Source organism: Roseateles sp. FW305-36 (assembly GCF_058787015.1).
This window is the reverse complement of the sequence record NZ_JBYSZK010000010.1, coordinates 59,419-81,737: the sequence shown is the minus strand read 5'-3', so window position 1 is coordinate 81,737 and position 22,319 is coordinate 59,419. Positions and strand designations below refer to the sequence as shown.

At 68.0% G+C, this 22,319-nt stretch carries 22 protein-coding genes; 17 read left to right on the top strand and 5 right to left on the bottom strand.

The features are described from left to right. The first annotated feature begins 1 nt into the window (after position 1). The 5 genes from AC3WOE_RS19000 to AC3WOE_RS18980 are packed head-to-tail and all read left to right on the top strand — an operon-like array spanning position 2 to position 3,647. A complete protein-coding gene (locus AC3WOE_RS19000; RefSeq protein WP_492692651.1) occupies positions 2-694 on the top strand; it encodes an ABC transporter permease in 693 nt (230 codons plus the stop codon). Next, positions 691-1,377, top strand: a complete 687-nt coding sequence (locus AC3WOE_RS18995) for an ABC transporter permease (protein ID WP_492692650.1) — start codon at positions 691-693, stop codon at positions 1,375-1,377. The genes AC3WOE_RS19000 and AC3WOE_RS18995 overlap by 4 nt, the downstream gene beginning before the upstream one ends. A gap of 2 nt (positions 1,378-1,379) precedes the next feature. Continuing rightward, positions 1,380-2,495 (top strand): succinylglutamate desuccinylase/aspartoacylase family protein, encoded by a 1,116-nt coding sequence (locus AC3WOE_RS18990; RefSeq protein WP_492692648.1) that lies wholly within the window; start codon positions 1,380-1,382, stop codon positions 2,493-2,495. Positions 2,496-2,512: 17 nt separating this feature from the next. Beyond that, on the top strand, positions 2,513-3,283 hold the full coding sequence (locus AC3WOE_RS18985) for an ABC transporter ATP-binding protein (RefSeq protein ID WP_492692646.1): 771 nt from the start codon (positions 2,513-2,515) through the stop codon (positions 3,281-3,283). Between the two features lies 1 nt (position 3,284). After that, positions 3,285-3,647, top strand: a complete 363-nt coding sequence (locus tag AC3WOE_RS18980) for a YbaN family protein (RefSeq protein ID WP_492692645.1) — start codon at positions 3,285-3,287, stop codon at positions 3,645-3,647. A 6-nt stretch (positions 3,648-3,653) separates the two neighbouring features. On the opposite strand, the gene AC3WOE_RS18975 is transcribed toward AC3WOE_RS18980, so the two are convergent. The 3 genes from AC3WOE_RS18975 to AC3WOE_RS18965 form a co-directional block, all read right to left on the bottom strand. Further along, entirely contained in the window at positions 3,654-4,670 is a 1,017-nt protein-coding gene (locus AC3WOE_RS18975; protein ID WP_492692643.1) for a hypothetical protein, read from the bottom strand. 63 nt (positions 4,671-4,733) lie between these two features. Continuing rightward, positions 4,734-6,788 carry a M3 family metallopeptidase gene (locus AC3WOE_RS18970; protein ID WP_492692641.1) on the bottom strand — a complete coding sequence of 685 codons (2,055 nt, stop codon included), beginning with the start codon at positions 6,786-6,788 and terminating at the stop codon, positions 4,734-4,736. 80 nt (positions 6,789-6,868) lie between these two features. Beyond that, the gene (locus AC3WOE_RS18965) at positions 6,869-7,531 is read right to left on the bottom strand and encodes a hypothetical protein (RefSeq protein ID WP_492692639.1); all 663 of its coding nucleotides are present in this window, start codon (positions 7,529-7,531) and stop codon (positions 6,869-6,871) included. Positions 7,532-7,634: 103 nt separating this feature from the next. Here AC3WOE_RS18965 and AC3WOE_RS18960 point away from each other — a divergent pair, with 103 nt between their 5' ends. The 3 genes from AC3WOE_RS18960 to argG are packed head-to-tail and all read left to right on the top strand — an operon-like array spanning position 7,635 to position 9,796. Next, on the top strand, positions 7,635-8,195 hold the full coding sequence (locus AC3WOE_RS18960) for a YaeQ family protein (RefSeq protein ID WP_492692637.1): 561 nt from the start codon (positions 7,635-7,637) through the stop codon (positions 8,193-8,195). Continuing rightward, on the top strand, positions 8,192-8,458 hold the full coding sequence (locus tag AC3WOE_RS18955; protein WP_492692635.1) for a GNAT family N-acetyltransferase: 267 nt from the start codon (positions 8,192-8,194) through the stop codon (positions 8,456-8,458). The genes AC3WOE_RS18960 and AC3WOE_RS18955 overlap by 4 nt, the downstream gene beginning before the upstream one ends. 18 nt (positions 8,459-8,476) lie before the next feature. Continuing rightward, positions 8,477-9,796 (top strand): argininosuccinate synthase, encoded by a 1,320-nt coding sequence (gene argG / locus AC3WOE_RS18950; protein WP_492692633.1) that lies wholly within the window; start codon positions 8,477-8,479, stop codon positions 9,794-9,796. Between the two features lie 239 nt (positions 9,797-10,035). Here argG and AC3WOE_RS18945 read toward each other — a convergent pair whose 3' ends face one another. Further along, positions 10,036-10,863: a DNA ligase gene (locus AC3WOE_RS18945; protein ID WP_492692631.1), complete on the bottom strand. Its 828-nt coding sequence runs from the start codon at positions 10,861-10,863 to the stop codon at positions 10,036-10,038. Positions 10,864-11,270: 407 nt separating this feature from the next. Next, complete coding sequence (murB, locus tag AC3WOE_RS18940) at positions 11,271-12,344, bottom strand: UDP-N-acetylmuramate dehydrogenase (RefSeq protein ID WP_492692629.1); 1,074 nt, start codon at positions 12,342-12,344, stop codon at positions 11,271-11,273. Between the two features lie 38 nt (positions 12,345-12,382). Here murB and AC3WOE_RS18935 point away from each other — a divergent pair, with 38 nt between their 5' ends. The 9 genes from AC3WOE_RS18935 to AC3WOE_RS18895 all read left to right on the top strand — a co-directional run bounded on the left by AC3WOE_RS18935 (position 12,383) and on the right by AC3WOE_RS18895 (position 22,289). Then, entirely contained in the window at positions 12,383-12,871 is a 489-nt protein-coding gene (locus AC3WOE_RS18935) for a YajQ family cyclic di-GMP-binding protein (protein WP_492692627.1), read from the top strand. Between the two features lie 2 nt (positions 12,872-12,873). Next, positions 12,874-13,530, top strand: coding sequence for a retropepsin-like aspartic protease family protein (locus AC3WOE_RS18930; RefSeq protein ID WP_492692625.1), 657 nt, complete (start codon positions 12,874-12,876; stop codon positions 13,528-13,530). 57 nt (positions 13,531-13,587) lie between these two features. Continuing rightward, entirely contained in the window at positions 13,588-16,407 is a 2,820-nt protein-coding gene (gene prsT, locus AC3WOE_RS18925; RefSeq protein WP_492692623.1) for an XrtA/PEP-CTERM system TPR-repeat protein PrsT, read from the top strand. A 170-nt stretch (positions 16,408-16,577) separates the two neighbouring features. Further along, complete coding sequence (gene xdp1, locus AC3WOE_RS18920) at positions 16,578-17,429, top strand: exosortase-dependent surface protein XDP1 (protein WP_492692621.1); 852 nt, start codon at positions 16,578-16,580, stop codon at positions 17,427-17,429. Positions 17,430-17,583: 154 nt separating this feature from the next. Next, positions 17,584-18,783: an acyl-CoA dehydrogenase family protein gene (locus tag AC3WOE_RS18915; RefSeq protein WP_492692619.1), complete on the top strand. Its 1,200-nt coding sequence runs from the start codon at positions 17,584-17,586 to the stop codon at positions 18,781-18,783. A gap of 17 nt (positions 18,784-18,800) precedes the next feature. Continuing rightward, positions 18,801-19,928, top strand: coding sequence for an acyl-CoA dehydrogenase family protein (locus tag AC3WOE_RS18910; protein WP_492692617.1), 1,128 nt, complete (start codon positions 18,801-18,803; stop codon positions 19,926-19,928). A gap of 47 nt (positions 19,929-19,975) precedes the next feature. After that, on the top strand, positions 19,976-20,524 hold the full coding sequence (locus AC3WOE_RS18905) for a DUF3617 domain-containing protein (protein WP_492692615.1): 549 nt from the start codon (positions 19,976-19,978) through the stop codon (positions 20,522-20,524). Next, positions 20,521-21,258, top strand: a complete 738-nt coding sequence (locus AC3WOE_RS18900; RefSeq protein WP_492692613.1) for a pseudouridine synthase — start codon at positions 20,521-20,523, stop codon at positions 21,256-21,258. The genes AC3WOE_RS18905 and AC3WOE_RS18900 overlap by 4 nt, the downstream gene beginning before the upstream one ends. A 5-nt stretch (positions 21,259-21,263) precedes the next feature. Further along, the gene (locus tag AC3WOE_RS18895) at positions 21,264-22,289 is read left to right on the top strand and encodes a bifunctional riboflavin kinase/FAD synthetase (RefSeq protein WP_492692611.1); all 1,026 of its coding nucleotides are present in this window, start codon (positions 21,264-21,266) and stop codon (positions 22,287-22,289) included. Positions 22,290-22,319: the final 30 nt, after the last annotated feature.

Genomic DNA, 22,319 nt, shown 5'->3' with positions numbered 1-22,319 from the left:
CATGTTGCTGCACGGATTCCTCCCCAGCCTGATCGAAGGCTCCGCCGTCACCTTGGCGGTGGCCCTGTCCTCGCTGGCCATCGCCGCCCTGCTGGGCCTCGTCGGCGCCCTGGCCAAGCTGTCGCGCTCGCGGGTCGCACGCGGCATCGCCGGCACCTACACGACGCTGATCCGCGGCGTGCCCGACCTGGTGCTGATGCTGCTCGTCTTCTACGGCGGCCAGCTCGGCATCAATGCCCTCGCACCCATGCTGGGCCACGAGGACTACATCGACATCGACCCCTTCATCGCCGGCGTGATGACCATCGGCTTCATCTTCGGCGCCTACCTGACCGAGGCCTTCCGCGGCGCCTTCCTGGCCGTGCCGCCCGGCCAGCGCGAAGCGGGCCTGGCCTATGGCATGAGCCCGCGCCTGGTGCTGTGGCGCATCACCCTGCCGCAGATGCTGCGCCACGCCCTGCCCGGCATCTCCAACAACTGGCTGGTGCTGATCAAGAGCACCGCCATCGTCTCCATCATCGGCCTGTCCGACCTGATGACGCGCGGCAAGCAGGCCGCCGGCACGACGCGCGAGCCCTTCACCTTCTACCTGGCCGTGGCCGTCATCTACCTCGTCTTCACCAGCGTGTCCGAGCTCCTGTTCGCCTGGGCGCAACGCCGCCTGGCCATCGGCACGAAGCGGGGCCAGCTATGAACTTCGACGCCGTCGCCGAGAACTTCCCCCTCTATCTGCACGGGCTCGTCACCTCGCTGCAGCTGTTGCTGCTGTCGCTGGCAGGCGGCCTGGTGCTGGCCGTGCCGCTGGCCGTCGTGCGCACGGTGTTCCTGGGCTGGCCGTCACGGCTGGTCTGGCTCTACACCTATGTCTTTCGCGGCACGCCCATGCTGGTGCAGCTCTTCCTCATCTACTACGGCGCCGCCCAGTTCGAGATCGTGCGCGACAGCTGGGCCTGGCCCTGGCTGTCCTCGGCCACCTTCTGCGCCTGGCTGACCTTCACGCTGAACACGGCCGCCTACACGACCGAGATCATTGCCGGCAGCATCCGCGCCCTGCCCGCCGGCGAGATCGAGGCCGCCAAGGCGCTCGGCATGGACCGCGGCCTGATGCTGCGCCGCATCGTGCTGCCCGCCGCGCTGCGCCGTGCCCTGCCGGCCTATGGCAACGAGGCCATCTTCATGCTGCATGGCACCTCGCTGGCCAGCACCGTGACCCTGCTGGACGTGACCGGTGCGGCCCAGCAGGTCTACGCCAAGTACTACCTGCCCTTCGAGGCTTTCATCACCGCCGGCGCCTTCTACTTCATGATGACGCTCAGCCTGGTCGGCCTGTTCCGCTGGGCAGAAAACCGCTGGCTCAAGCCGATGATGTCCCGCTGACCATGCAAATCCATCGTCACCCCCTGCTCTCCCCCGCCCCGGGCACCCAGCGCGAGCTGATCTCCTTGCACTACGGCCGCCCCGGCGGCCAGAAGGCCTATATCCAGGCCTCGCTGCATGGCGACGAGCTGCCCGGCATGCTGGTGGCCCACCATCTGCGCCAGCAGCTCGACGCGCTGGAAGCCGCGGGCCAGATCACGGGCGAGATCGTCCTCGTGCCGGTCGCCAACCCCATCGGCCTGAGCCAGTTCCTGCTGCACGCCCACCTGGGCCGCTTCGAGCTGACGACGGGCGAGAACTTCAACCGCCACTACCCGGATCAGATCGACGCCGTGGCCGCCGCTGTCGAGCCCCAGCTCGGCAATGACGCCAAAGCCAACGTCAGCGTCCTGCGCCGCGCGCTCAAGGCCGCCGTCGAGGCGGCACCGGTCGACACCGAGCTGCAGGCCCAGCGCCGCACGCTGATGGCCCTGTCCTGCGACGCCGACATCGTGCTGGACCTGCACTGCGACGCCCAGGCCCTGATGCATCTCTACACCGAGACGCCCTGCTGGCCCAATTGCGAAGCGCTGGCGCGTTTCCTGCGCTCGCGCCTGACGCTGCTGGCCCAGGACTCGGGCGACAACCCCTTCGACGAGGCCTGCTCCCAGGTCTGGTGGAAGTGGGACAAGCATTTCGGCGGCCGCTTCCCCATCCCGCAGGCCTGCCTGTCAGTCACCGTCGAGCTGCGCGGCGCCGCCGATGTGACCCACGAACTGGCCTCGGCCGACGCCAGGCACATCATCGACTTCCTGCGCTGGCGCGGCCTCATCCAGGGCGACAAGCCGGCCCTGCCCGACGCGGTCGGCGACGCCCGCCCGCTGGCCGGCAGCATGCCCATCAAGTCGCCCGTGGCCGGCGTGTTGACCTTCGTCAAGGAGGTCGGCGCCGAGGTCCGGGCCGGTGACGTACTGGCCCATGTCATCGATCCCTTCACGGCCCAGGTCACCGAGCTGAAGAGCCCCGTCGACGGCCTGTTCTTCGCCCGCGACTTCCTGCGTTTCGCGAACGCGGGCATGCGTGTGGCCAAGGTCGCCGGCAAGGAAGCCCTGCGCACCGGCAAGCTGCTCGGCGCCTGAACGACAACAAGAACAACATGAGCGATATCCAACTCCAGGCCACCAACATCCACAAGCGCTTCGGCGAGCGCGAGGTGCTCAAGGGCATCTCCTTCAGCGCCCGCCGCGGCGATGTCGTCACGCTGATCGGCTCCTCGGGCTCGGGCAAGAGCACCTTCCTGCGCTGCCTCAACCTGCTGGAACAGCCCCACGAGGGCGAGATGAGCCTGGGCGGCGAGCAGCTCAAGCTGGTGCGCGACCGCGATGGCAGCCTGAAGGCCGCCGATGCCGCCCAGCTGCAGCGCTGGCGCGCCCGCCTGGCCATGGTGTTCCAGAACTTCAACCTCTGGGCCCATATGACGGTGCTGGAGAACGTCATCGAGGCGCCCGTGCATGTGCTGGGCAAGCCCAAGGCCGAGGCCATAGCCCGCGCCCAGGCCCTGCTGGCGCGCGTCGGCGTGTCTCACCGCGCCCATGTCTACCCCGCCCAGCTGTCGGGCGGCGAGCAGCAGCGCGTGGCCATCGCCCGGGCCCTGGCCGTCGACCCCGAGGTCATGCTCTTCGACGAACCCACGTCGGCCCTGGACCCCGAACTGGTCGGCGAAGTCCTCAAGGTCATGCGCGACCTGGCTTCCGAGGGCCGCACCATGATCGTCGTGACCCACGAGATGGGCTTTGCGCGCGAAGTCTCCAACCACTGCCTCTTCCTGCACCAGGGGCGCGTGGAGGAGGAAGGCAACCCCAAAGAAATGCTGATCAGGCCCCAGTGCGAGCGGCTGCAGCAGTTCCTCAGCGGGGGTCTGAAATAGCGTGACCCTGCGCAGCCTGCTGTGGCGGGCGCTGGCCCTGCTGAGCCTGGCCTTGGGGTTTCTCGGCATCGTGCTGCCGGTGCTGCCCACCGTTCCCTTCCTGCTGCTGGCCGCCTGGGCCGCCAGCAGGGGCTGGCCGGCACTGGACAGCTGGCTGCTCAATCACGCCCATTTCGGCCCGCACATCCGCCGCTGGCGGGAGCGGGGCGCCGTGCCACGCCGGGCCAAGTGGCTGGCCAGCGCCATGATGGCCGCCAGCACTCTCGTGCTGGCGCTGTCGCCCCTGCATCTGGCCGCCAAGATCGGCGCGCCGGCGGCGATGCTGGTCGTGGCGATCTGGCTCTGGCGCCGGCCCGAGCACTAGCGACCTTCAGCGCAGCTCGGCCCAGGTCTTCAGCACCTGGGTTTCATAGACCCCATCGCCATCGGCATCCACTTCCAGGCGCGCCTGGCTCGCGCTGAACGGCGTGATGCGCAGCGTCGAGTTGCCGCGTCCCTTGACCATCAGCTGGCCGTTGCTGGGATTGGCATCGCTGCCCGTGGCCTCCAGCGGCAGACGCGTCGTGATCAGCACCTGCTGGTCGCCAAAGCGGCTGCTGGCCAGGCCGCCGCTGTAGCTGAGGCTGCTCTTCTCGCCGCCGTTCGACTGGGGTTCGATGCGCAGGCTCAGCTTGACGTCGGTCAAGGTCGTTGAGAACGGCTGGCCGTCCAGCGTGCCGCTGAGCGCAAGCCGGGGTGTCGCCAGCGTCACCTCGCTCACGCCGGCCGGACTCTGGGTCAAGGACAGCTCGAGGCTGCCGTCGCCCTGCACGGTGTTGTTGCCGCGGGTGGTGCTGAAGGCCGTCAGCGTCATGCCGAGCGTTGCGCTGAAGCTGTTGCCGTAGAAGACGCCCGTCAGCGCCTTCATGCTCAGGCCGATGCGGCCCTGCAGCAGGGTGTCGTCTTCCTTGCAGGCCCGGGCCTCCATGTCGACGGCATCGCCGATGTCGACATTGCCATTGCCGTTGGCATCGCTGATGCTCAACACGAGCGAGCCGCCCTGGCTGCAGCTGAACGTCTGGCGCAGGTCCAGCGGTGCCGACCGCGCCGCCTGTCCACGCGCTTCGAGCACGGTGCGGCGGGCGACGTCGGCCACATGGCCCAGCAGGCGCGCACCGCCGCCCTGGCCGCCGGTCAGCGTGCCGCCGGTCTCTCCGAGGTAGAAGGCGCTGGACACGGCAGCCCGGCCGACTTCCTGGTAGTTGTTTGCACTGACGCCCAGCAGGGCCGAGTCGGGCGGCGCCGGCAGGCTGGGGACGCCGGAAGCGCCGCCACCCCCACCACAGCCGGCGAGGCCAAGGGCAGCTGCCAGCACGACGGCCGGCAGGCGAATGCGTTGCTTGATCATCTGATGTTCTCCCTGGATAACGGCGCGACCGCACGCATGCCGGCCGCGCGCCAGGGTTGTACATCAGGCAGGCAGCAGACCTCTATCCTTCAACATGGGTTCCACCACCGGGTCGCGCCCCCGGAAGGCCCTGAAGGCCTCGCCCGGCTCGCGGCTGTTGCCTGCCGAGTAGATGCATTCGCGCAGTCGTGCTGCCACGGCAGCGTCGAAGACATTGCCCGCCTCGACGAAGGCATCGAAGGCATCGCAGTCCAGCACCTCGGCCCACAGGTAGACGTAATAGCCCGCCGCATAGCCCGCGCTGCTGAACAGATGCTGGAAATGCGTCAGCCGGTGGTTGAGCCCGACCTCGGCCGGCAGCTGCCACTTCGCCAGCGTGTCGCGCTCGAAGTCGACCACATCGGCCGGTGCGCCCGGCAGCGCATGGGCGGCCATGTCGACAAGTGCGCTGGCCGTGTAGCGCAGCGTCTCGTAGCCCTGGCCGAACTGGCGCGCCGCCTGCAGCTTGGCCAGCAGCACATCCGGCAGAGGCTCGTCGGTCTGCCAGTGGCGGGCGAAGGTCTTCAACACCTGGGGCTCGGCCATCCAGTGCTCGTAGAGCTGCGAAGGCAGTTCGACGAAATCGCGCAGCACCTGGGTGCCGGCCAGGCGCTCGTGCTCGACGCTGCTCAGCAGGCCGTGCAGGCCGTGGCCGAACTCGTGGAAGAGGGTGCGCACATCGTCGAAGCTGAGCAGCGTCGGCTCACCGGCGGCGCCGCGCGCGAAGTTGTTGTTGTTCAGGATGACGGGCGTGGCGCCGAGGGCCCGGCTCTGGTTGCGCATCGCATTCATCCAGGCGCCGCTGCGCTTGGTCGGGCGGGCGAAGTTGTCCTGCAGGAAGAGGCCGCGCAGCGAGCCGTCGGCGTCGGAGACCTCGTAGGCGCGCACGTCGGCGTGATAGCCGGCGAGGTCGGGCCGCGCCTTGAACTGCAGGCCGAACAGGCGGCTGGCGCAGTCGAACATGGCGGCCACCATGCGGTCCAGCGAGAAATAGGGCTTGACCTCGGCCTCATCGAGCTCGAAGCGGGCCCGCTTGGCCTGCTCGGCGTAGAAGCGCCAGTCCCAGGCCTCGAGGGCGTGCGTGGCACCAGCGGCCGTCATCGCGCCCTTCACGGCCTCGCGCTCGCGGGCCTGGGCAGCCAGGGCCGGGTGCCAGACGCGCTCCAGCAGGCCCATGACGGCGGCCTGGTTGCGCGCCATGGTGTCCTCCAGCGCGTAGTCGGCGTAGCAGCTGTGGCCATGCAGGCGGGCCTGCTCGGCGCGCAGCTCGAGGATCTCGCGGCAGATCTCGCGGTTGTCGCAAGCGTCGTCGTGTTGGCCCGTGTCGTCGCCCCGGCCTACCCAGGCGCGCCAGGCCTGCTCGCGCAGGTCGCGCCGGGCGCTGAAGCTCAGGAAGGGCACGATCAGCGAGCGCGAAAGCGTGATGACGTGGATGCCCTCCTCCAGGCCGCGATCGAGGGCCGCCTGACGGGCCGCCGCGCGCACGAAGCCGGGCAGGCCGGCGAGTTCGGCCTCGGTCGTCAGCCGCAGCTGGTAGCTGCTCTCGGCGCCCAGCACGTTCTGCGCGAAGCGCGTGTTGAGCTCGGCCAGGCGGGCCATCACGGCGGCGTAGCGCTCGCGCGCCTCGGGCGCCAGGCGGGCGCCGGCGCGCAGGAAGTCCAGATGCACGCGCTCCAGCAGGCGGCGCTGCTCGGACGTCAGGCCGGGTTGCTCGCGCTGTTCGAACAGCGCCTCGACACGAGCGAACAGGCCCTGGTGCATGTAGACGGCGCTGCCATGGTCCGCCAGCGGCGCGGCCATGGCGCGCTGCACGGCCTGCAACTCGGGCGACGTGGCCGATGCCGCCAAGGTATAGAAGAGATGCTCCAGCCTCGTCAACCGGCGGCCACTGGCATCGAAGGCGGCCAGGGTGTTGGCAAAGCTCGGCGACTCGGCCTGGGCGGCGATGGCGTCGATCTCGGCGCGATGCTCGGCCAGCGCGATGTCGAAAGCGGGCTGGAAATGCGCCGGGGCGATGTCGGCGAAGGGAGGCAGGCCGTGTGGGCCGGCCCAGTCCTGCAGCAGCGGGTTGATGCTCATGCGGGTTGTCCTGGCAAAAAACAAAAAGGGCCGCTTCCTGCCGGAGGCGGCCCGTCGTCGGGTTCAGCGCGTGCCGCGGATCACTTGGCGGCGGCAGCCTTTTCCTTGCGGATGGCCTTTTCGTCGTTCTCGTCGTAGGCCTTGTTCTGGCACTCGGCCTTCCACTTGTCGTTGGCGTCGAAGTGCTTCTCGGTGCGGTCTTCGATGGCCTTGAACTGCGCGTCCAGCGCATCGACCTTGTCGGAGAAGGCCTTGCGCTTGGCGCCCTGCTCGGTGTCGGCGGCCTTCAGGGCCTCGACCATGGGGCCGAAGGCGGTGGCGCGGGCCTGGTAGGCCTCGTTGCGGGCCTTGAGCTCGGCCTTCTCGAGCTTGGGGGCTTCGGCGGTCAGCGTCTCGTGGGCCTTGAGGATGCCCTCGCGCTCGGCCTTGACCTCGGTGACCTGCTTGGCCAGGGCGGCTTCGCCGGCTTCGATGGACGCCTTTTCAGCCTTGAGCTGCTCGGCATTGGCCTTGTAGGCGGCCTGGTCGGCCTTGATGGCTTCGGCTTCCTTGCTGTTGGCTTCCTGCGTGTCCATGCAGGCGCGCAGCTCGTCGCGCGTCATCAGCTTGGCCTTGGGCTTCTCGACAACCGGGTTGCTGACCTTGTTGTTCTTCGGGTCGATCTTGGCCTTGGTGTTGTTGGTGATCTGTGCCTGGGCGGAGACGGCGACGACCAGGGCCAGCGAAAGAAGAATGCGTTTCATGAAGAGGGCGCAACCGGGTTGCGAAGGTTCCAAACGGGAACCGGAATCATGCCATGAGGCTTCGCCGCGATAATCAGGGGCTGCTCTTGGTTACCACCTGCCCATGGCGCTCAAAGCCACCATCTACAAAGCCCAGCTCCAGATCGCCGACATGGACCGCCATGTCTACGGCGACCACAACCTCACGCTGGCCTGCCACCCGAGCGAAACCGAGGAAAGGCTGATGATCCGCGTGCTGGCCTTCGCGCTGAACGTGCCGGCCGACGACCTCAACGGCCGGCTCGAGTTCACCAAGGGCCTGTCCGACGTCGACGAACCCGACCTCTGGCAGCTCGATCTCACCGGCGAGGTGCAGCACTGGGTCGACCTCGGCCAGCCCGACGACCGCCGCCTGATGAAGGCCCACGGCCGCGCGCGGCGCGTCAGCGTCTACAGCTTCGCGTCCAGCACGCCGGTGTGGTGGGCGGGCCTCGAGAACAAGCTCACCCGCGCGCCCCGCGTGGCGGTGTGGCAGATCCCGGCCGAGCAATCGCAGGCCCTCGCCGCCCTGGCTGAGCGCAGCATGCAGCTGCAGATCAGCATCCAGGACGGCAGCGTCTATGTGTCGACCGCCAATGCCTCGGTCGAGATCCATCCCGTCGCCTTGAAGGCCGCCGCGGAATGACACCCGTCCACGAGCCAGACAACCAGCGCTTCACGCTGCCGACCACGCCAACCAGCGTGCTCGACTACGCCTTGAGCCCCGGCCAGGTCGCCTTCACCCACACCGGCGTGCCCGAGGCCTACCGCGGCCAGGGCCTCGCGGCCCGGCTCGTCGAGGCCGGCCTGCAATGGGCCCGGTCCGAACACCTGCAGGTCGTGCCGGCCTGCAGCTACGTCCAGCTTTACCTCCAGCGCCACCCCGAGTGGCAACACCTTATCGCTTGAAGGCCTGAAGAGACCACCATGTCCACGATCCTCCAATCCGTTCCCGTCGGCCAGAAGGTCGGCATCGCCTTCTCCGGCGGCCTCGACACCTCCGCCGCCCTGCACTGGATGAAGCTCAAGGGCGCCCTGCCCTATGCCTACACGGCCAACTTGGGCCAGCCCGACGAGCCCGACTACGACGAGATTCCGCGCAAGGCCATGCTGTACGGCGCCGAAAAGGCCGTGCTGGTGGACTGCCGCGCCCAACTCGTCGCCGAAGGCATTGCCGCCCTGCAGGCCGGTGCCTTCCACATCAGCACCGCCGGCGTCACCTACTTCAACACCACGCCCATCGGCCGCGCCGTGACCGGCACCATGCTGGTGGCCGCCATGCAGGCCGACGGCGTCAACATCTGGGGCGACGGCTCGACCTTCAAGGGCAACGACATCGAGCGCTTCTACCGCTACGGCCTGCTGACCAACCCGGCGCTGAAGATCTACAAGCCCTGGCTGGACCAGACCTTCATCGACGAGCTGGGTGGGCGCGCCGAGATGTCGGCCTTCATGACCGAGAAGGGCTTCGCCTACAAGATGAGCGCGGAGAAGGCCTATTCGACCGACTCCAACATGCTGGGCGCCACCCACGAGGCCAAGGACCTGGAGCACCTCAACAGCGGCATCCGCATCGTCAACCCCATCATGGGCGTCGCCTTCTGGCGCGAGGACGTGGCCATCAAGGCCGAAGAGGTGTCGGTGCGCTTCGAGGAAGGCGTGCCTGTCGCGCTGAACGGCATCGAATACCGCGATCCCGTCGCCCTGCTGGCCGAGGCCAACAAGATCGGCGGCCGCCACGGCCTGGGCATGAGCGACCAGATCGAGAACCGCATCATCGAAGCCAAGAGCCGCGGCATCTACGAGGCCCCGGGGCTGGCCCTGCTGCACATCGCCTACGAACGCCTGGTCACCGGCATCCACAACGAGGACACCATCGAGCAGTACCGCGACAACGGCCGCAAGCTGGGCCGCCTGCTCTACCAGGGCCGCTGGTTCGATCCCCAGGCCATCATGCTGCGCGAGGCCGCCCAGCGCTGGATCGCCCGCGCCGTCACCGGCGAGGTGGCCGTCGAACTGCGCCGCGGCAACGACTATTCGCTGCTGGACACCAAGAGCCCCAACCTGACCTATGCCCCGGAACGCCTGAGCATGGAGAAGGTGGAAGACGCGCCCTTCAGCCCCGCCGACCGCATCGGCCAGCTGACCATGCGCAACCTCGACATCACCGACACGCGCGCCAAGCTGGGCATCTACACCGGCACCGGGTTGCTGGCGGGCGGCGGACTGCCCCAGATCGAGCAGTAATTTCCCGGAGCACTACTGGCGGGGCCGGATCGAATACTGTATAAATCGACAGTATTCGATCTGAGGAGCCCTGCCATGTACAGCCAATACCGCCAGAACTACGTCCCCGGCCGCCCCCTGCCCCTGTGGCTGCAGAAGCTGCTGAGCTGGCTGTAAGACCGGACCGAGGACAAGCCCTGCGGCTTGTCCGACGCCGGACGAACGCCTGGCCGCCTGCGAGCGGCCAGGCCTGAGCGCCGTCAGAACGCCTCCGCCACGCGCAGAAAGCTCGCGAAACGCGGCTTGCCGCCCGACGTCAGGTCACGATAGCGGTAGGTGACCGTGGCGCCGACGGGCGGCGGGTCCCGCCGCTGGGCCTCGCTGAAGCCGGTGCCGAGCTTGAAGCGAACCCCTTCAGCCGTCTGCACCTCCAGGGCGCCGAGCTGGCCAGCGAAGCGCCCGGTGCCGGGTTCATGGCCGACGACGATGGCCTCGGCATCCGCCTGCGGCTTGAGCTTGAGCAGCAGGTCGCTGCGTCCCGAGGCCAGCGCTGCGTCGGCACGATGCAGCATCAGGCCTTCACCACCCGCGTCGACCACCTGCCTGAGCATCGCCCGAAGTTCGGCGTTGGAATCAAGGCGCTGCTGCTTCACTGGCATGACGACGCCACCCGCCAGGGTCGCCAGTCTCGCGGCGCGCCTTTCGAAATCGCCATCGCCCGCCGGCAACTCGAAGACCCGATAGCTGATGAGGCGCCATTCGGCATTGACCGGCTCGGTGCGCCGAACGGCCGCCGACAGCGGATCGAAGCTGCGCCGCCCCATCCACAGCTCGCCATCCAAGGGTTGGGAGGGCAGCTCGGCCAGGAACCAGGCCGGCGCCGCCACGCTGCGGCCGCTGCGGAACTTCAACACCTTGCCATCCCACAGCGCTCTCACGCCGTCGAATTTTTCGCTGACGAGATAGGGGCGCGGGTCAATGCCCGGCGGCGCGCTCCTCGCCAGCAGCGGCTCCAGCGCCAGGGCCGGCGCGCTCAAGCTGCCCAGCCAGGCCAGCCACATGCGCCGGTTCAGGGTCATCCCATCCATGGCCATCCTCCGTTGACTGCGGAAGCGCCATGATCGATCCGGCCAGCCGCTCGCGGGCGGCAGGATTCACGTGCAGGGCCTGTTAACGCCACGGCAATGGGCCGCGCAGGCCCGCCGCAAGGGGCCAATCTAGACGCGGCGCGCCGCCCGCACTCATGCGCGGGCCAGGGCTGCAACAACGAGTGGCCCCTTGCGGCGGGCCTGCCCGAAGGGTTGTGGCCAGAAAGGCCGCAGGCCTTGCAGGCCGCGCCAAGCCAAGGGCTTGGCCCTTCGCCAGGCACGGTCAGGCCTCAGGCCTGCCCGTGTCCGGGCTCAGCCTCGCTGGGTCGAACCCCGCTTGCGGTCTGCTGTCGTGCCTGCGGCCTTTCTGGCCACAACGCGACCCGTTGCCGTGGCGTTAACAGGCCCTAGACGACCACCGGCTCCGGCTCCAGCCGGATGCCGAAGCGACCGTAGACGCTCTCCTGGATGGCGCGCGCCAGCGTCACGACCTCAGCGCCGCGTGCGTCCGCCTTGTTGACCAGCACCAGGGCCTGCTTCTCGTAGACCGCCGCTCCGCCCACCGTCTTCCCCTTCCAGCCGCAGGCATCGATCATCCAGCCGGCGGCCAGCTTCACGCTGCCATCAGGCATGGGGTAGTGAACGATGCCGGGGTCGCGGCCGATGATGTCGCGGCACTGCTCGGCCGTGACGACCGGGTTCTTGAAGAAGCTGCCGGCATTGCCGATGACGGCCGGGTCGGGCAGCTTGGCGCGGCGCACGGCACAGATCCAGTCGTAGATCTGGCGCGCGTCTGGTGCCGTGATGCCGGTCTCGGCCATCTTGCGCTCGATCTCGAGGTAACCCAGCACCGGCTGCCAGGGCTTGGGCAGGCGAAACCGCACCCGCGTGATGACGCTCTTGCCCGCCAGGCCGCCGAAGTCGCTGTGTTTGAAGACGCTGTCGCGGTAGCCGAAGCGGCAGACTTCGGCCGGCAGCAGGGCCGGCCGGCCGGTGACCAGGTCCATGACCTCGACCGCTTCCAGCCTGTCCTTGACCTCGATGCCATAGGCGCCGATGTTCTGCACCGGCGACGCGCCGACGGTACCGGGGATCAGCGCCATGTTCTCCAGGCCGGGGTAACCGTGGTCCAGCGTCCAGGTGACGAAGTCATGCCAGACGACGCCGGCGCCGGCCTCGACGATCCAGGCGTCGTCGCGCTCCTCCAACAGCCGGATGCCGGTAATTTCCACCTTGAGCACGACGGCATCGACATCCTTGGTCAGCACCAGGTTGCTGCCGCCACCCAGCACGAACTTCGGCGCCCGGCCCAGGTCCGGGTGGTCGACCACCCGGCGCACGTCGGCCGCCTCACGGATGCGCACCAGGCGCCTGGCCACGGCAGGCAGGCCGAAGGTGTTGTAGGGCTTGAGATTGACGTCGGTCTCGACGTAAAGGGGAGCCGGCACTCCGTTCGAGGGGGTCTGCAAGGGCGTGGACATGGGAAAATTTTCGCCGATTCCATCCACCGGCCCTGCAAATGCCCAGCTTCGACACCGTTCTCGAGCCCGATCACGTCAAGATCCGCAATGGCGTGGACAACGCCATCAAGGAAATCGGCACCCGTTTCGACTTCAAGGGCACCGGCGCCAAGGTCGAGCTCAAGGACAAGGAAATCCAGGCCACCGGCGACAGCGACTTCCAGCTCGAGCAGATCGAGGCCGTGCTCTACGGCAAGTTGACCAAGCAGGACGTCGTCATCAGCTTCCTGGACAAGCAGGACAAGATCGAGAAGCTTGGTGGCGACAAGGTGCGCCAGGTCTACAAGATCAAGGAAGGCATCGAGGCCACGCTGGCCAAGAAGATCGTGAACTCGCTCAAGGAGAGCAAGCTCAAGGTCCAGGCCAGCATCCAGGGCGATGCCGTGCGCGTGACCGGCAAGAACCGCGACGACCTTCAAACGGCGATAGCCCACCTGAAGAAGAACTTCAGCGACACGCCGCTCACCTACAACAACTTCCGCGACTGAACATGGACGGCCTTGCGGGGCGCCTGGCGCCCCTGTCCCTGCTGCTGGCCTTGGGTCAAGCCCTGGCGCTGCCGCCCGGCCAGGTGCAGCTGAACGGCATGCTGGGCTCACGCGCGGCGCTGTTGATCATCGACGGCCAGCCGCGCACCGTCGAAATCGGCGCGGCCGTGCAGGGCGTCCGCCTGATTGCCATCGAGGACGGCCGGGCCGTCATCGAATACGGCGGCCGGCGTGAAACGCTGACCCTGGGCGCGGCACCGGGACGGGTGCTTTCGCAGGGCGCCGCCCCATCGCGCCAGATCGTGTTGCCGGCCGGCCCCGGTGGCCACTTCACGACGCTGGGCACGATCAATGACCACGTCACGAGCTTCCTCGTCGACACCGGGGCCACCAGCATCTCCATCGGCCAGATCGAAGCCGACAAACTGGGCCTGCGCTATCTGTACGGCAGGCGCATCGTCACGCAGACCGCCAATGGCGTCGTGCCGGCCTACCAGATTCAAGTTGCCAGCGTGCGCATCGGCACCGTCGAAGTCCGCGACGTCGAGGCCATCGTGGTGCCCGGCCAGATGAGTCATGTGCTGCTCGGCAACAGCTTCCTGAACCGTTTCCAGATGCGGCGCGAGAACGATGTCATGACGCTGGAGCTGCGCTACTGATCGCATCGGACGGGGTTCTGCAAGAATCCGGCGCCCACTTTCCGCCGGCCCGCCTCGATGACCCCTCCACGCGCCCTGTTGCCCGCCTCGCTTCCCGGCCTGCTCGCCGCCCTGCTGATCGCCGGCACGCCTGCCGCGCAGGCGCAGGACGCTGCCAAGGCCTCGCGTTTCTACGAGGACGCGCTGCAGCGCTACGAAAAGCGCGACATCCCCGGCGCCATCCTCCAGCTGAAGAACGCGTTGCAGGCTGACAAGAGCCAGCTCCCCGTCCACGTGCTGCTGGGCAAGGCCTTGCTGGACGACAGCCAGCCCGCCGCGGCCGAGGTCGAACTCAGCGAAGCCATCCGCCTCGGCGTCAACCGTGCCGAAGTTGCCGTGCCGCTCGCCATGGCCATGAACGCGCAGGGCAAGCAGCCGCAGATGCTGGCGGACCCGCGCCTGCAGCCAGCCGGCCTGCCGACGGGCATCCAGCAGCAGCTGATGCTCGAACGGGCGCTGGCCCAATCGGACATGGGCGACAGCAAGGCGGCGCTTGCCACCATCCTGGAAGGGCGGTCGCTCAACGCCAACGATGTGAACGCCTGGCTGGCGGAAGTGCCGCTGCGTGTGCGCAGCCGCCAGTTCACGGAGGCCCACGCCGCGGCGGACCAGGCCCTGAAGCTGGGGCCCGACAACGCCGAAGCCCTCTACCAGAAGGCCTCGATCTTCCACGCCAGCGGCCAGGTGACCCAGGCGCTGGACGGCTACGAACGGGCCCTCAAGGCACAGCCCAAGCACGCCGAGTCCCATCTCGCCCGCGCCGGCCTGCTGGTCGACCTGAACCGCGACGCCGACGCCCTGGCCGAGGTCAATGAACTGCAGGCCATCAAGCCCAACGACCCACGCGGCGCCTACCTGCGTGCCGTGCTGGCCGATCGGGCCCATGACGCGGCGACCTCGCGCGCATCCCTGAAGCGCATCACGGACCTGCTCGACCCCGTGCCCATCGAGTACATCCGCTACCGCACCCAGTTGCTGATGCTCAACGGCCTGGCGCACTACAGCCTGGGCGAACTGGAGAAGGCCAAGCCTTTCCTGGAACTGGCCTCCCGGCAGCAGCCCGGCAGCCCTCTCGTCAAGCTGCTGGCCCAGGTTGCCTTGAAGGAACCCAATGTCAACCGCGCCATCGAATTGCTCGATGGCTACGTCAAGGTGCGCCCCGGCGACGGCCAGGCCCTGCTGATGCTGGCTTCGGCCCACATGAGCCAGGGGCGGCATGCACGCGCCGTTGCGCTGATGCAGGAGGCCATCCGGGCCAAGGACGCGCCCGAATACCGCACCGCCCTGGGACTTTCGCTGCTGCAGAGCGGCAAGACGGCCCCCGCCGCCGAGGAGCTCGCCAAGGCCTACAAGGCCGATCCCAGGCAGACCTACGCCGGCCTGGCGCTGATCACGCTGCACCTGCGCGAGAACCAGCCCGCCAAGGCCCTGGCCGTCGCCGAGTCCCTCGCCCGCGCCAACCCGAACATCGCGACCGTCCTCATGGTCCAGGCCTATGCCAAGACGCAGGCCGGCGACTATCCAGGCGGGCGGGCGGGCTACGAAAAAGCCCTCAAGCTCGATCCGCAGTTGATGGAAGCCCGTCTGGGCCTGGCGCGCATCGACACCGTCACCGGCAATTTCGAGGCCGCCAACAAGCGGCTGCGCGAGGCCCTGAAGACGAACGAGCGCAACGGCGACATCCTGTTCGAACTGGCCCTGCTGCACGAACGCTGGGGCAAGGACGACGAGGCGCTCAAGTGGCTGGAAAGCGCCGCGGCCGCCAGCGGTGCGCGGGAAACCCGCGCCAACTTCGCGCTGGTGGCCTGGCATCTCCGCAAGGGCCAGCCAGCCCGCGCCGTCGACGCCGCCAAGGCCTTGCTGGCCAAATTGCCCGAAGACGTCGAGGCCCTGCAGGCCTATGCCGGCGCCCAGGCGGCCAATGGCGATACGACTGGCGCCAAGAGCACCCTGACCAATGCCGCGCGCCGCGCCGCCTTCGATGCGCCGCGCCTGCTCGAGGTCGCGCGCCAGCAGGTCGGCATCAAGGACTACAGCGGTGCTTCCTACAGCCTGGACAAGGCCCTCAGCGGCAGTCCCGACTTCATGCCTGCGCAGGCGATGCTCTCCAGCATCGATCTGGTCCAGGGCGACGCTGCCAAGGCCGAGCAGCGGGCCCGGCAAGTCATCCAGGCGGCGCCGAAATCCGCCATGGGCTACAACCTGCTGGCCGAAGTGGCCACCTTCCGCGGCCAGGCCGCGGCGGCCATCGACGCCCTGCGCAAGGCGCACGACATCGAGAAGTCCCAGGCCAGTCTCGCCCGCCTGATGCGCGCCGTGGGTAAACAAAGCGGCCCCAAGGCCGCCGTCGAACTCGGCGAGAACTGGCTCAAGCGCAATCCCGGCGACCTCGCCGTGCGCAGCGCCATCGCCGAGCAGGACATCCGCGCTCGCGACTACGGCGCCGCGCGCAAGCAGTACGAGGCCATCCTGAAGCAGCGTCCCAACCACGCGGAAACCCTGAACAGCCTTGCCAACGTGTTGATGCAGACCCGCGATCCGGGCGCCGTCGACATGGCGGAGCGCGCCTACAAGGTCGACACGCGCAATCCCATGCTGATGGACACGGCCGGCTGGGCCAACCATCTGGCCGGCAAAGACGAGCGTGCCCTGCAACTGCTGCGGGAGGCACGGCTGCGGGCGCCCGATGAGCCGGAGATCCGCTACCACCTCGCCGCAGTGCTGGCCAAGGCCGGGCGCAAGGCCGAGGCCAGGGACGAACTTGCTGCCGCCCTGAAGCCCAATGTGAGCTTTGCCTCGGTCGAAGACGCCAGAAAACTGCTCGCCACCCTTAACTGAGGGGGCTACCCCCCCAGTTTCGTTGTCGATTGTCCTTACAATTTTTATCAGCCCGGACAAAGCAGTTTGCCAAGTGCTTGAACGGCAAAGGGAAATTCCCGCTGGCATTGAGTTTGCTTGTAATTGCTCGTAATTTGACCGCCGGCTGGCGACCACCAAGGAAAATTCCAATGAACGTCCTTTCCATTCGCAAGACCGCGCTGATTGCGCTCGTCGCCGGCCTGGCTTGGAGCAGCGCCGCCCAGGCGTACTGGAGTCTGGATACCACCTCGGCCACCGTGAGCGACAGCAGCAGCGCGACCTACACGGCGACCATGTCCGGCTTCTATGTCGCCAACACGCTCAATGCCTCGAACAAGCTGTCGGGCACCTGGGCCTCGGGCACCCTGACCGACTACTCCGGCAACGGTCAGGGCATGACGACGGGCACCGACAGCGGTTCGCCCTACCACGCGCTCGACAACAACGGCAACACGGAAGGCGTGCTGCTTCAGTTCAGCGCCTCCACCGTTCTGACCAGCATCGGCCTGGGCTACACGTCGGACGGCACCAACACCAACTGCGCCAGCGGCTGCACCGGCACGTCGGGTGTCACGGTCGACCTCTCGGTGTTCCGCTGGACCGGCGCCGGCGCGCCGACCGCCCTGACCAGCACGGCCGCGGGCACCATGGCAGGCTGGGAACTGGTCGGCAACTACGGCGATGCTGCCTACGACAAGGTCAACCCGTACAACGCGGTCAATGCCCTCGGCAAGACCTCCAGCTGGTGGCTGATCACGGCCTACAACAGCGGCTTTACCCAAAGCGCGCAGACCGAGAACATCGGCACGACGAACGTCGGCGACGATTACTTCAAGCTCTACGCCGTGGCCGGCACCAAGTGCACGGGCAACGTTGACGCCAATGGCGTCTGTGGCGGCCAAACCGTCAAGGTTCCGGAGCCGGCCACCCTGGCCCTGACCAGCGTCGCCCTCGTCGGCGTGGCCGGCCTGCGTCGTCGCAAGGCCAAGCTCGCCGCCTGATCCGGGTCATCTCGACTGAAAAGCCGCCTCCGGGCGGCTTTTTTGTTTTCCGCGCCCGCTCGCTTTCTGTCCCTGGCCGGACAGCCAGCATGCGAACGACCGTGCTAAAAAGCCTGGCATTCCCATCACGACAACGCAGCGACGCGAGAGACAAATGGACCTCAACTTCACCGATGCGGAACTGGCCTTCCGCGCCGAGGTGCGCGACTGGGTGCGCGCCAACCTGCCGGCCGACATCGCCCACAAGGTGCGCAACGCACTGCGCCTGAACAAGGACGATCTGCAGCGCTGGGCCAAGATCCTGGGCGCCAAGGGCTGGCATGGCTGGGCCTGGCCCAAGCAGTTCGGCGGCCCGGGCTGGAACGCGGTGCAGCGCCATCTCTTCGAAGAGGAATGCGCCCTCGCCTGCGCGCCGCGCATCGTGCCCTTCGGCCCCGTCATGGTCGCGCCCGTCATCATGGCCTTCGGCTCGCCCGAGCAGCAGCAGCGCTTTCTGCCCGGCATCATGAGCGGCGAGGTGTGGTGGAGCCAGGGCTACAGCGAACCGGGCTCGGGCTCGGACCTGGCGTCGCTGAAGTGCCGCGCCGAGCGCAAGGGTGACAAATACATCGTCAACGGCCAGAAGACCTGGACGACGCTGGGCCAATTCGGCGACTGGATATTCTGCCTGGTGCGCACCTCCAATGAAGGCAAGCCCCAGACGGGCATCAGCTTCCTGCTGATCGACATGAAGACGCCAGGCGTCAGCGTCAAGCCCATCATCATGCTGGACGGCGAGCACGAGGTGAACGAGGTCTGGTTCGACAACGTCGAGGTACCGGCCGAAAACCTGATCGGCGAAGAGAACAAGGGCTGGACCTATGCCAAGCACCTGCTCTCCCACGAGCGCACCAACATCGCCGACGTGAACCGCGCCAAGCGCGAGCTGGAGCGCCTCAAGCGCATCGCCAAGGCCGAAGGCCTGATGGAAGACCAGCGCTTCCGCGACCAGATCGCGCTCTGCGAGGTCGACGTGGTGGCACTGGAGATGATGGTGCTGCGCGTGCTGTCCGGCGAACGCACCGGCAAGCAGCCGCTGGACGTCGCCGGCCTCTTGAAGATCCGCGGCAGCGAGCTGCAGCAGCGCTACACCGAGCTGATGATGCTGGCCGGGGGCCCGCTGGCCCTCCCCTATGTCCACGAGGCCATGGAGGCCGGCTGGCAGGGCGACCAGTGGCTGGGCGGCGCCTGGATCGGCGGCGCCTCGCACGCCATTCCGCTGACCGGCAATTACCTGAACGTCCGCAAGACGACCATCTACGGCGGCTCGAACGAAGTGCAACGCAATATCGTCGCGCAGACGGTGCTCGGCTGAGAGCAGGGAGACAAGACATGGATTTCGATTTCTCTGAAGACCAGCAAGCCCTGCGCGACGCCGTCCGCCGCTTCGTCGACAAGGACTACGGATTCGAGCGCCGCACGCAGATCGAACGCGCCGGTGGCTTCGACCGCGCCGCCTGGGAAGGCCTGGCCGGCCTGGGCCTGACCGCGCTGGCCGTCCCTGAGGCCCACGGCGGCCTGGGCTTCGGCGCCGTCGAGGCGATGGTGGTCATGGAAGAACTCGGCCGCGGCCTCGTCATGGAGCCGGTGGCCCAGGGCGCGCTGATCGCGCCGGCATTGCTGAGCAAGGCCCCGGACGAACTTCAGGCCGCCTGGCTGCCTCGCATTGCCGGCGGCGAAGCCCTCGTCGTGCTGGCTCACCAGGAAGCCAAGTCGCGCTACCGCCTGAGCCGCGTCACTACGCGCGCTGTCGACGGCAAGCTGACGGGCGTGAAGAGCCTGGTGCCGGCCGGCGACGTGGCCGACGCCTTCATCGTGCCGGCCCGCGTATCGGGCGCCGATGACGCAGCGGAGGGCATCGCCCTCTACCTCGTCGAGGGTTCGGCCGCCGGCTTGCACACGCGTCCCTACTCGGTGTACGACGGCTCGCGCGCCGCCGAGGTCCATCTCGACAACACGCCCGCCCAGCTCATCGCCGGCCCCGACCAGGGCCTGGCCCTGCTGGAACTGGCGGCCGACATCGGCATCGCCGCACAAGCCGCCGAGGCCGTCGGCGTCATGGAGAAATACCTCGCGCTGACCGTCGAGTACCTCAACACCCGCAAGCAGTTCGGCGTCGTCATCAGCAGCTTCCAGGCCCTGCGCCACCGCACGGCCGATGTGAAGATGCAGCTCGAACTGGCCCGCTCCATGAGTTACTTCGCGACGCTGCGCCTGGGCGACGCTCCGGCGGTACGCCGCCGCGCCGTGTCCCAGGCCAAGGTGCAGCTGGGCAATTCGATGCGCTTTGTCGGCCAGGCCTGCACGCAGATGCATGGCGGCATCGGCGTCACCGACGAGTACGCCGGCAGCCACTACTTCAAGCGCCTGACGGTCATGGAGATGCAATGGGGCGACACCCTGCATCACCTGGGTGAAGTCAGCGCTCGGATGCAGGACACTGCGGGGGTGTTTGCATAGGCAGCGCTTGTCGGCGCTGCCCTCTCAGCCTGCTTGGAGGTCATCCGATGAAGCTCACCGCCGCCTTGTTGCTCGCCGGCCTTGCCGCTGGCGCTGCCCACGCCCAGACGATGAAACCTGGGCTGTGGGAGTTCAAGCAGACGCCCCAGCTCGACCCGGCCCGCCAGGCCCAGATGGCGCAAGCCCAGAAGGCCATGGAGAGCATGCCCGCCGAGCAGCGCCAGATGATGGAAAAGATGATGGCCAGCCGCGGCGTCAACGTCAGCATGGCGGGAGGCGCCATCACCATCAAGACTTGCGTCACCAAGGAGCAGGCCGAGCGCAACATGGCGCCGGTCAACCATCAGGGCAACTGCACCCAGGACATCAAGCGCAGCGGCAACACCATCCAGACCCACTTCGTCTGCACCGACCCGGCTTCCGAGGGCGACGCCACCGTCACCCTGCGCGGCAACGAGGGCTTCACCAACGACGTCACGGTGCGCCACCAGCGCCAGGGCAAGACCGAGGTCACCAAGGTCAGTGGTGAAGGCCGTTGGCTGGGCGCCGACTGCGGCGACGTGCAGCCGATGAAGTCCGCGGCCCAGGCCAAGTGAAGCAAAGGCTGTCGCAGATCCTGTTCAGCCAGGGTTTCGGAACGCGCCGCCTCTGCGCGGGGCTGGTGTGGCACGGCGAGGTCAGCGTCAACGGCGAAGTCGTCGAAGAGCCCGATACCGAGTTCGAGACCGAGGGGCTGCGCTTCACGGTCAACGGGCAGGAGTGGCCCTTCTTCGACAAGGCCCTGGTCCTGCTGAACAAGCCGGCCGGCTATGAGTGCTCGCAGAAGCCCAAGCACCACCCCAGTGTGCTGAGCCTGCTGCCGGCGCCGCTGCGCGAGCGCGGCTTGCAGCCCATCGGCCGGCTCGACGAAGACACGACCGGCCTGCTGCTGCTGACCGATGACGGCACGCTGATCCACAAGCTGACATCGCCCAAGCACCACGTGCCCAAGGTCTACGAGGCGCGGTGCAAGCATCCGCTGACGACCGCCATGGTCGAGCAGCTGCTGGCCGGCGTCGAGCTCAAGGAGCCCGAGAGCAAGCTAGCAGGCAAGTTCCAGCGCCCGCCCGAGATCAGCAAGGCCGAAGGCGCCGAAATCGTCGACGAGACCCTGCTGCGGCTGACCCTGGTCGAAGGCAAATACCACCAGGTCAAGCGCATGGTGGCGGCCGTCGGCAACCGGGTGGAGGCCCTGCACCGCCCACAGTTCGGCGCACTGACCTTGTCGCCCGACCTGAAGCCGGGTGAATGGCGTTGGGTCGGCAGCCCCACCGAGGTCTGGGGACAATAGGGGCGATGCGAGTTTTCAGAGGCTTCCACCACCCCGGCATTGCGCCCGCCTGCGCGCTGACGATTGGCAACTTCGACGGCGTGCACCGCGGCCACCAGGCCATGCTGGCCCTGCTGCAGTCCGAGGCCCGCCACCGCGGCCTGCCGACCTGCGTGATGAGCTTCGAGCCGCATCCGCGCGACTTCTTCGCCGCCAAGGCCGGCAAACCCGAACTCGCGCCGGCCCGGATCGCGCCGCTGCGCGACAAGCTGGGCGAACTGGAGCGCTGCGGCATCGACCAGGTCGTCATCCTGCGTTTCGACGAGACCCTGGCTTCGCTGCCGGCCCAGGACTTCATCCGCCGGGTGCTGGTCGATGGCCTGGGCGCCCGCTATGTCCTCGTCGGCGACGACTTCCGCTTCGGCGCCAAGCGCCAGGGCGACTACGCCACGCTGGACGCCGCCGGCCGGGCCCAGAGCTTCGACGTGGCCCGCATGATGAGCTACGAGGTGCACGGCCTGCGCGTCAGCTCCTCGGCCGTGCGCGAGGCGCTGGCGGCGGGCGACATGGCTGCAGCGGCGTCACTGCTAGGCCGGCCCTATGCCATCTCGGGTCATGTGACGCATGGCCGCAAGCTGGGCCGCCAGCTCGGCGAATCCAGACCCGGCGCCGCCGACGGCTTTCGCACGCTGAACCTGCGCTTTCCCCACGACAAGCCCGCCGCGCACGGCATCTTTGCCGTCCTCGTCCACGGCCTGGCGCCTGAGCCCCTGCCCGGCGTCGCCAGCCTGGGCAACCGCCCGACGGTGGAAGACGCCGGCCGGGTGCTGCTGGAAGTCCATTGCCTGGATTGGCCTGAATCCGAACTGGGTCCCGAGGGGGGCTACGGTAAACTGGCCCGCGTGGAACTGCTGCACAAACTTCGCGACGAAGCCAAGTACGACGGGCTGGATGCGCTCACGGCTGCCATCGCGGCCGACACGGCTGCAGCGCGCGCCTTCCTGGCCACCCACGCCGCCCAGCGTCGCCAGACCACGCGCGACCGAATTTGAAGCGGCTCCCCGCCGCTCTCATTCCGCCCT

Bases quoted from the DNA above. Each gene is read 5' to 3' on its own strand.
- AC3WOE_RS19000 (WP_492692651.1), top strand. From the start codon at position 2: ATGTTGCTGCACGGATTCCTCCCCAGCCTGATCGAAGGCTCCGCCGTC.
- AC3WOE_RS18995 (WP_492692650.1), top strand. From the start codon at position 691: ATGAACTTCGACGCCGTCGCCGAGAACTTCCCCCTCTATCTGCACGGG.
- AC3WOE_RS18990 (WP_492692648.1), top strand. From the start codon at position 1,380: ATGCAAATCCATCGTCACCCCCTGCTCTCCCCCGCCCCGGGCACCCAG.
- AC3WOE_RS18985 (WP_492692646.1), top strand. From the start codon at position 2,513: ATGAGCGATATCCAACTCCAGGCCACCAACATCCACAAGCGCTTCGGC.
- AC3WOE_RS18975 (WP_492692643.1), bottom strand. From the start codon at position 4,670: ATGATCAAGCAACGCATTCGCCTGCCGGCCGTCGTGCTGGCAGCTGCC.
- AC3WOE_RS18970 (WP_492692641.1), bottom strand. From the start codon at position 6,788: ATGAGCATCAACCCGCTGCTGCAGGACTGGGCCGGCCCACACGGCCTG.
- AC3WOE_RS18965 (WP_492692639.1), bottom strand. From the start codon at position 7,531: ATGAAACGCATTCTTCTTTCGCTGGCCCTGGTCGTCGCCGTCTCCGCC.
- AC3WOE_RS18960 (WP_492692637.1), top strand. From the start codon at position 7,635: ATGGCGCTCAAAGCCACCATCTACAAAGCCCAGCTCCAGATCGCCGAC.
- AC3WOE_RS18955 (WP_492692635.1), top strand. From the start codon at position 8,192: ATGACACCCGTCCACGAGCCAGACAACCAGCGCTTCACGCTGCCGACC.
- argG (WP_492692633.1), top strand. From the start codon at position 8,477: ATGTCCACGATCCTCCAATCCGTTCCCGTCGGCCAGAAGGTCGGCATC.
- AC3WOE_RS18945 (WP_492692631.1), bottom strand. From the start codon at position 10,863: ATGGATGGGATGACCCTGAACCGGCGCATGTGGCTGGCCTGGCTGGGC.
- murB (WP_492692629.1), bottom strand. From the start codon at position 12,344: ATGTCCACGCCCTTGCAGACCCCCTCGAACGGAGTGCCGGCTCCCCTT.
- AC3WOE_RS18935 (WP_492692627.1), top strand. From the start codon at position 12,383: ATGCCCAGCTTCGACACCGTTCTCGAGCCCGATCACGTCAAGATCCGC.
- AC3WOE_RS18930 (WP_492692625.1), top strand. From the start codon at position 12,874: ATGGACGGCCTTGCGGGGCGCCTGGCGCCCCTGTCCCTGCTGCTGGCC.
- prsT (WP_492692623.1), top strand. From the start codon at position 13,588: ATGACCCCTCCACGCGCCCTGTTGCCCGCCTCGCTTCCCGGCCTGCTC.
- xdp1 (WP_492692621.1), top strand. From the start codon at position 16,578: ATGAACGTCCTTTCCATTCGCAAGACCGCGCTGATTGCGCTCGTCGCC.
- AC3WOE_RS18915 (WP_492692619.1), top strand. From the start codon at position 17,584: ATGGACCTCAACTTCACCGATGCGGAACTGGCCTTCCGCGCCGAGGTG.
- AC3WOE_RS18910 (WP_492692617.1), top strand. From the start codon at position 18,801: ATGGATTTCGATTTCTCTGAAGACCAGCAAGCCCTGCGCGACGCCGTC.
- AC3WOE_RS18905 (WP_492692615.1), top strand. From the start codon at position 19,976: ATGAAGCTCACCGCCGCCTTGTTGCTCGCCGGCCTTGCCGCTGGCGCT.
- AC3WOE_RS18895 (WP_492692611.1), top strand. From the start codon at position 21,264: ATGCGAGTTTTCAGAGGCTTCCACCACCCCGGCATTGCGCCCGCCTGC.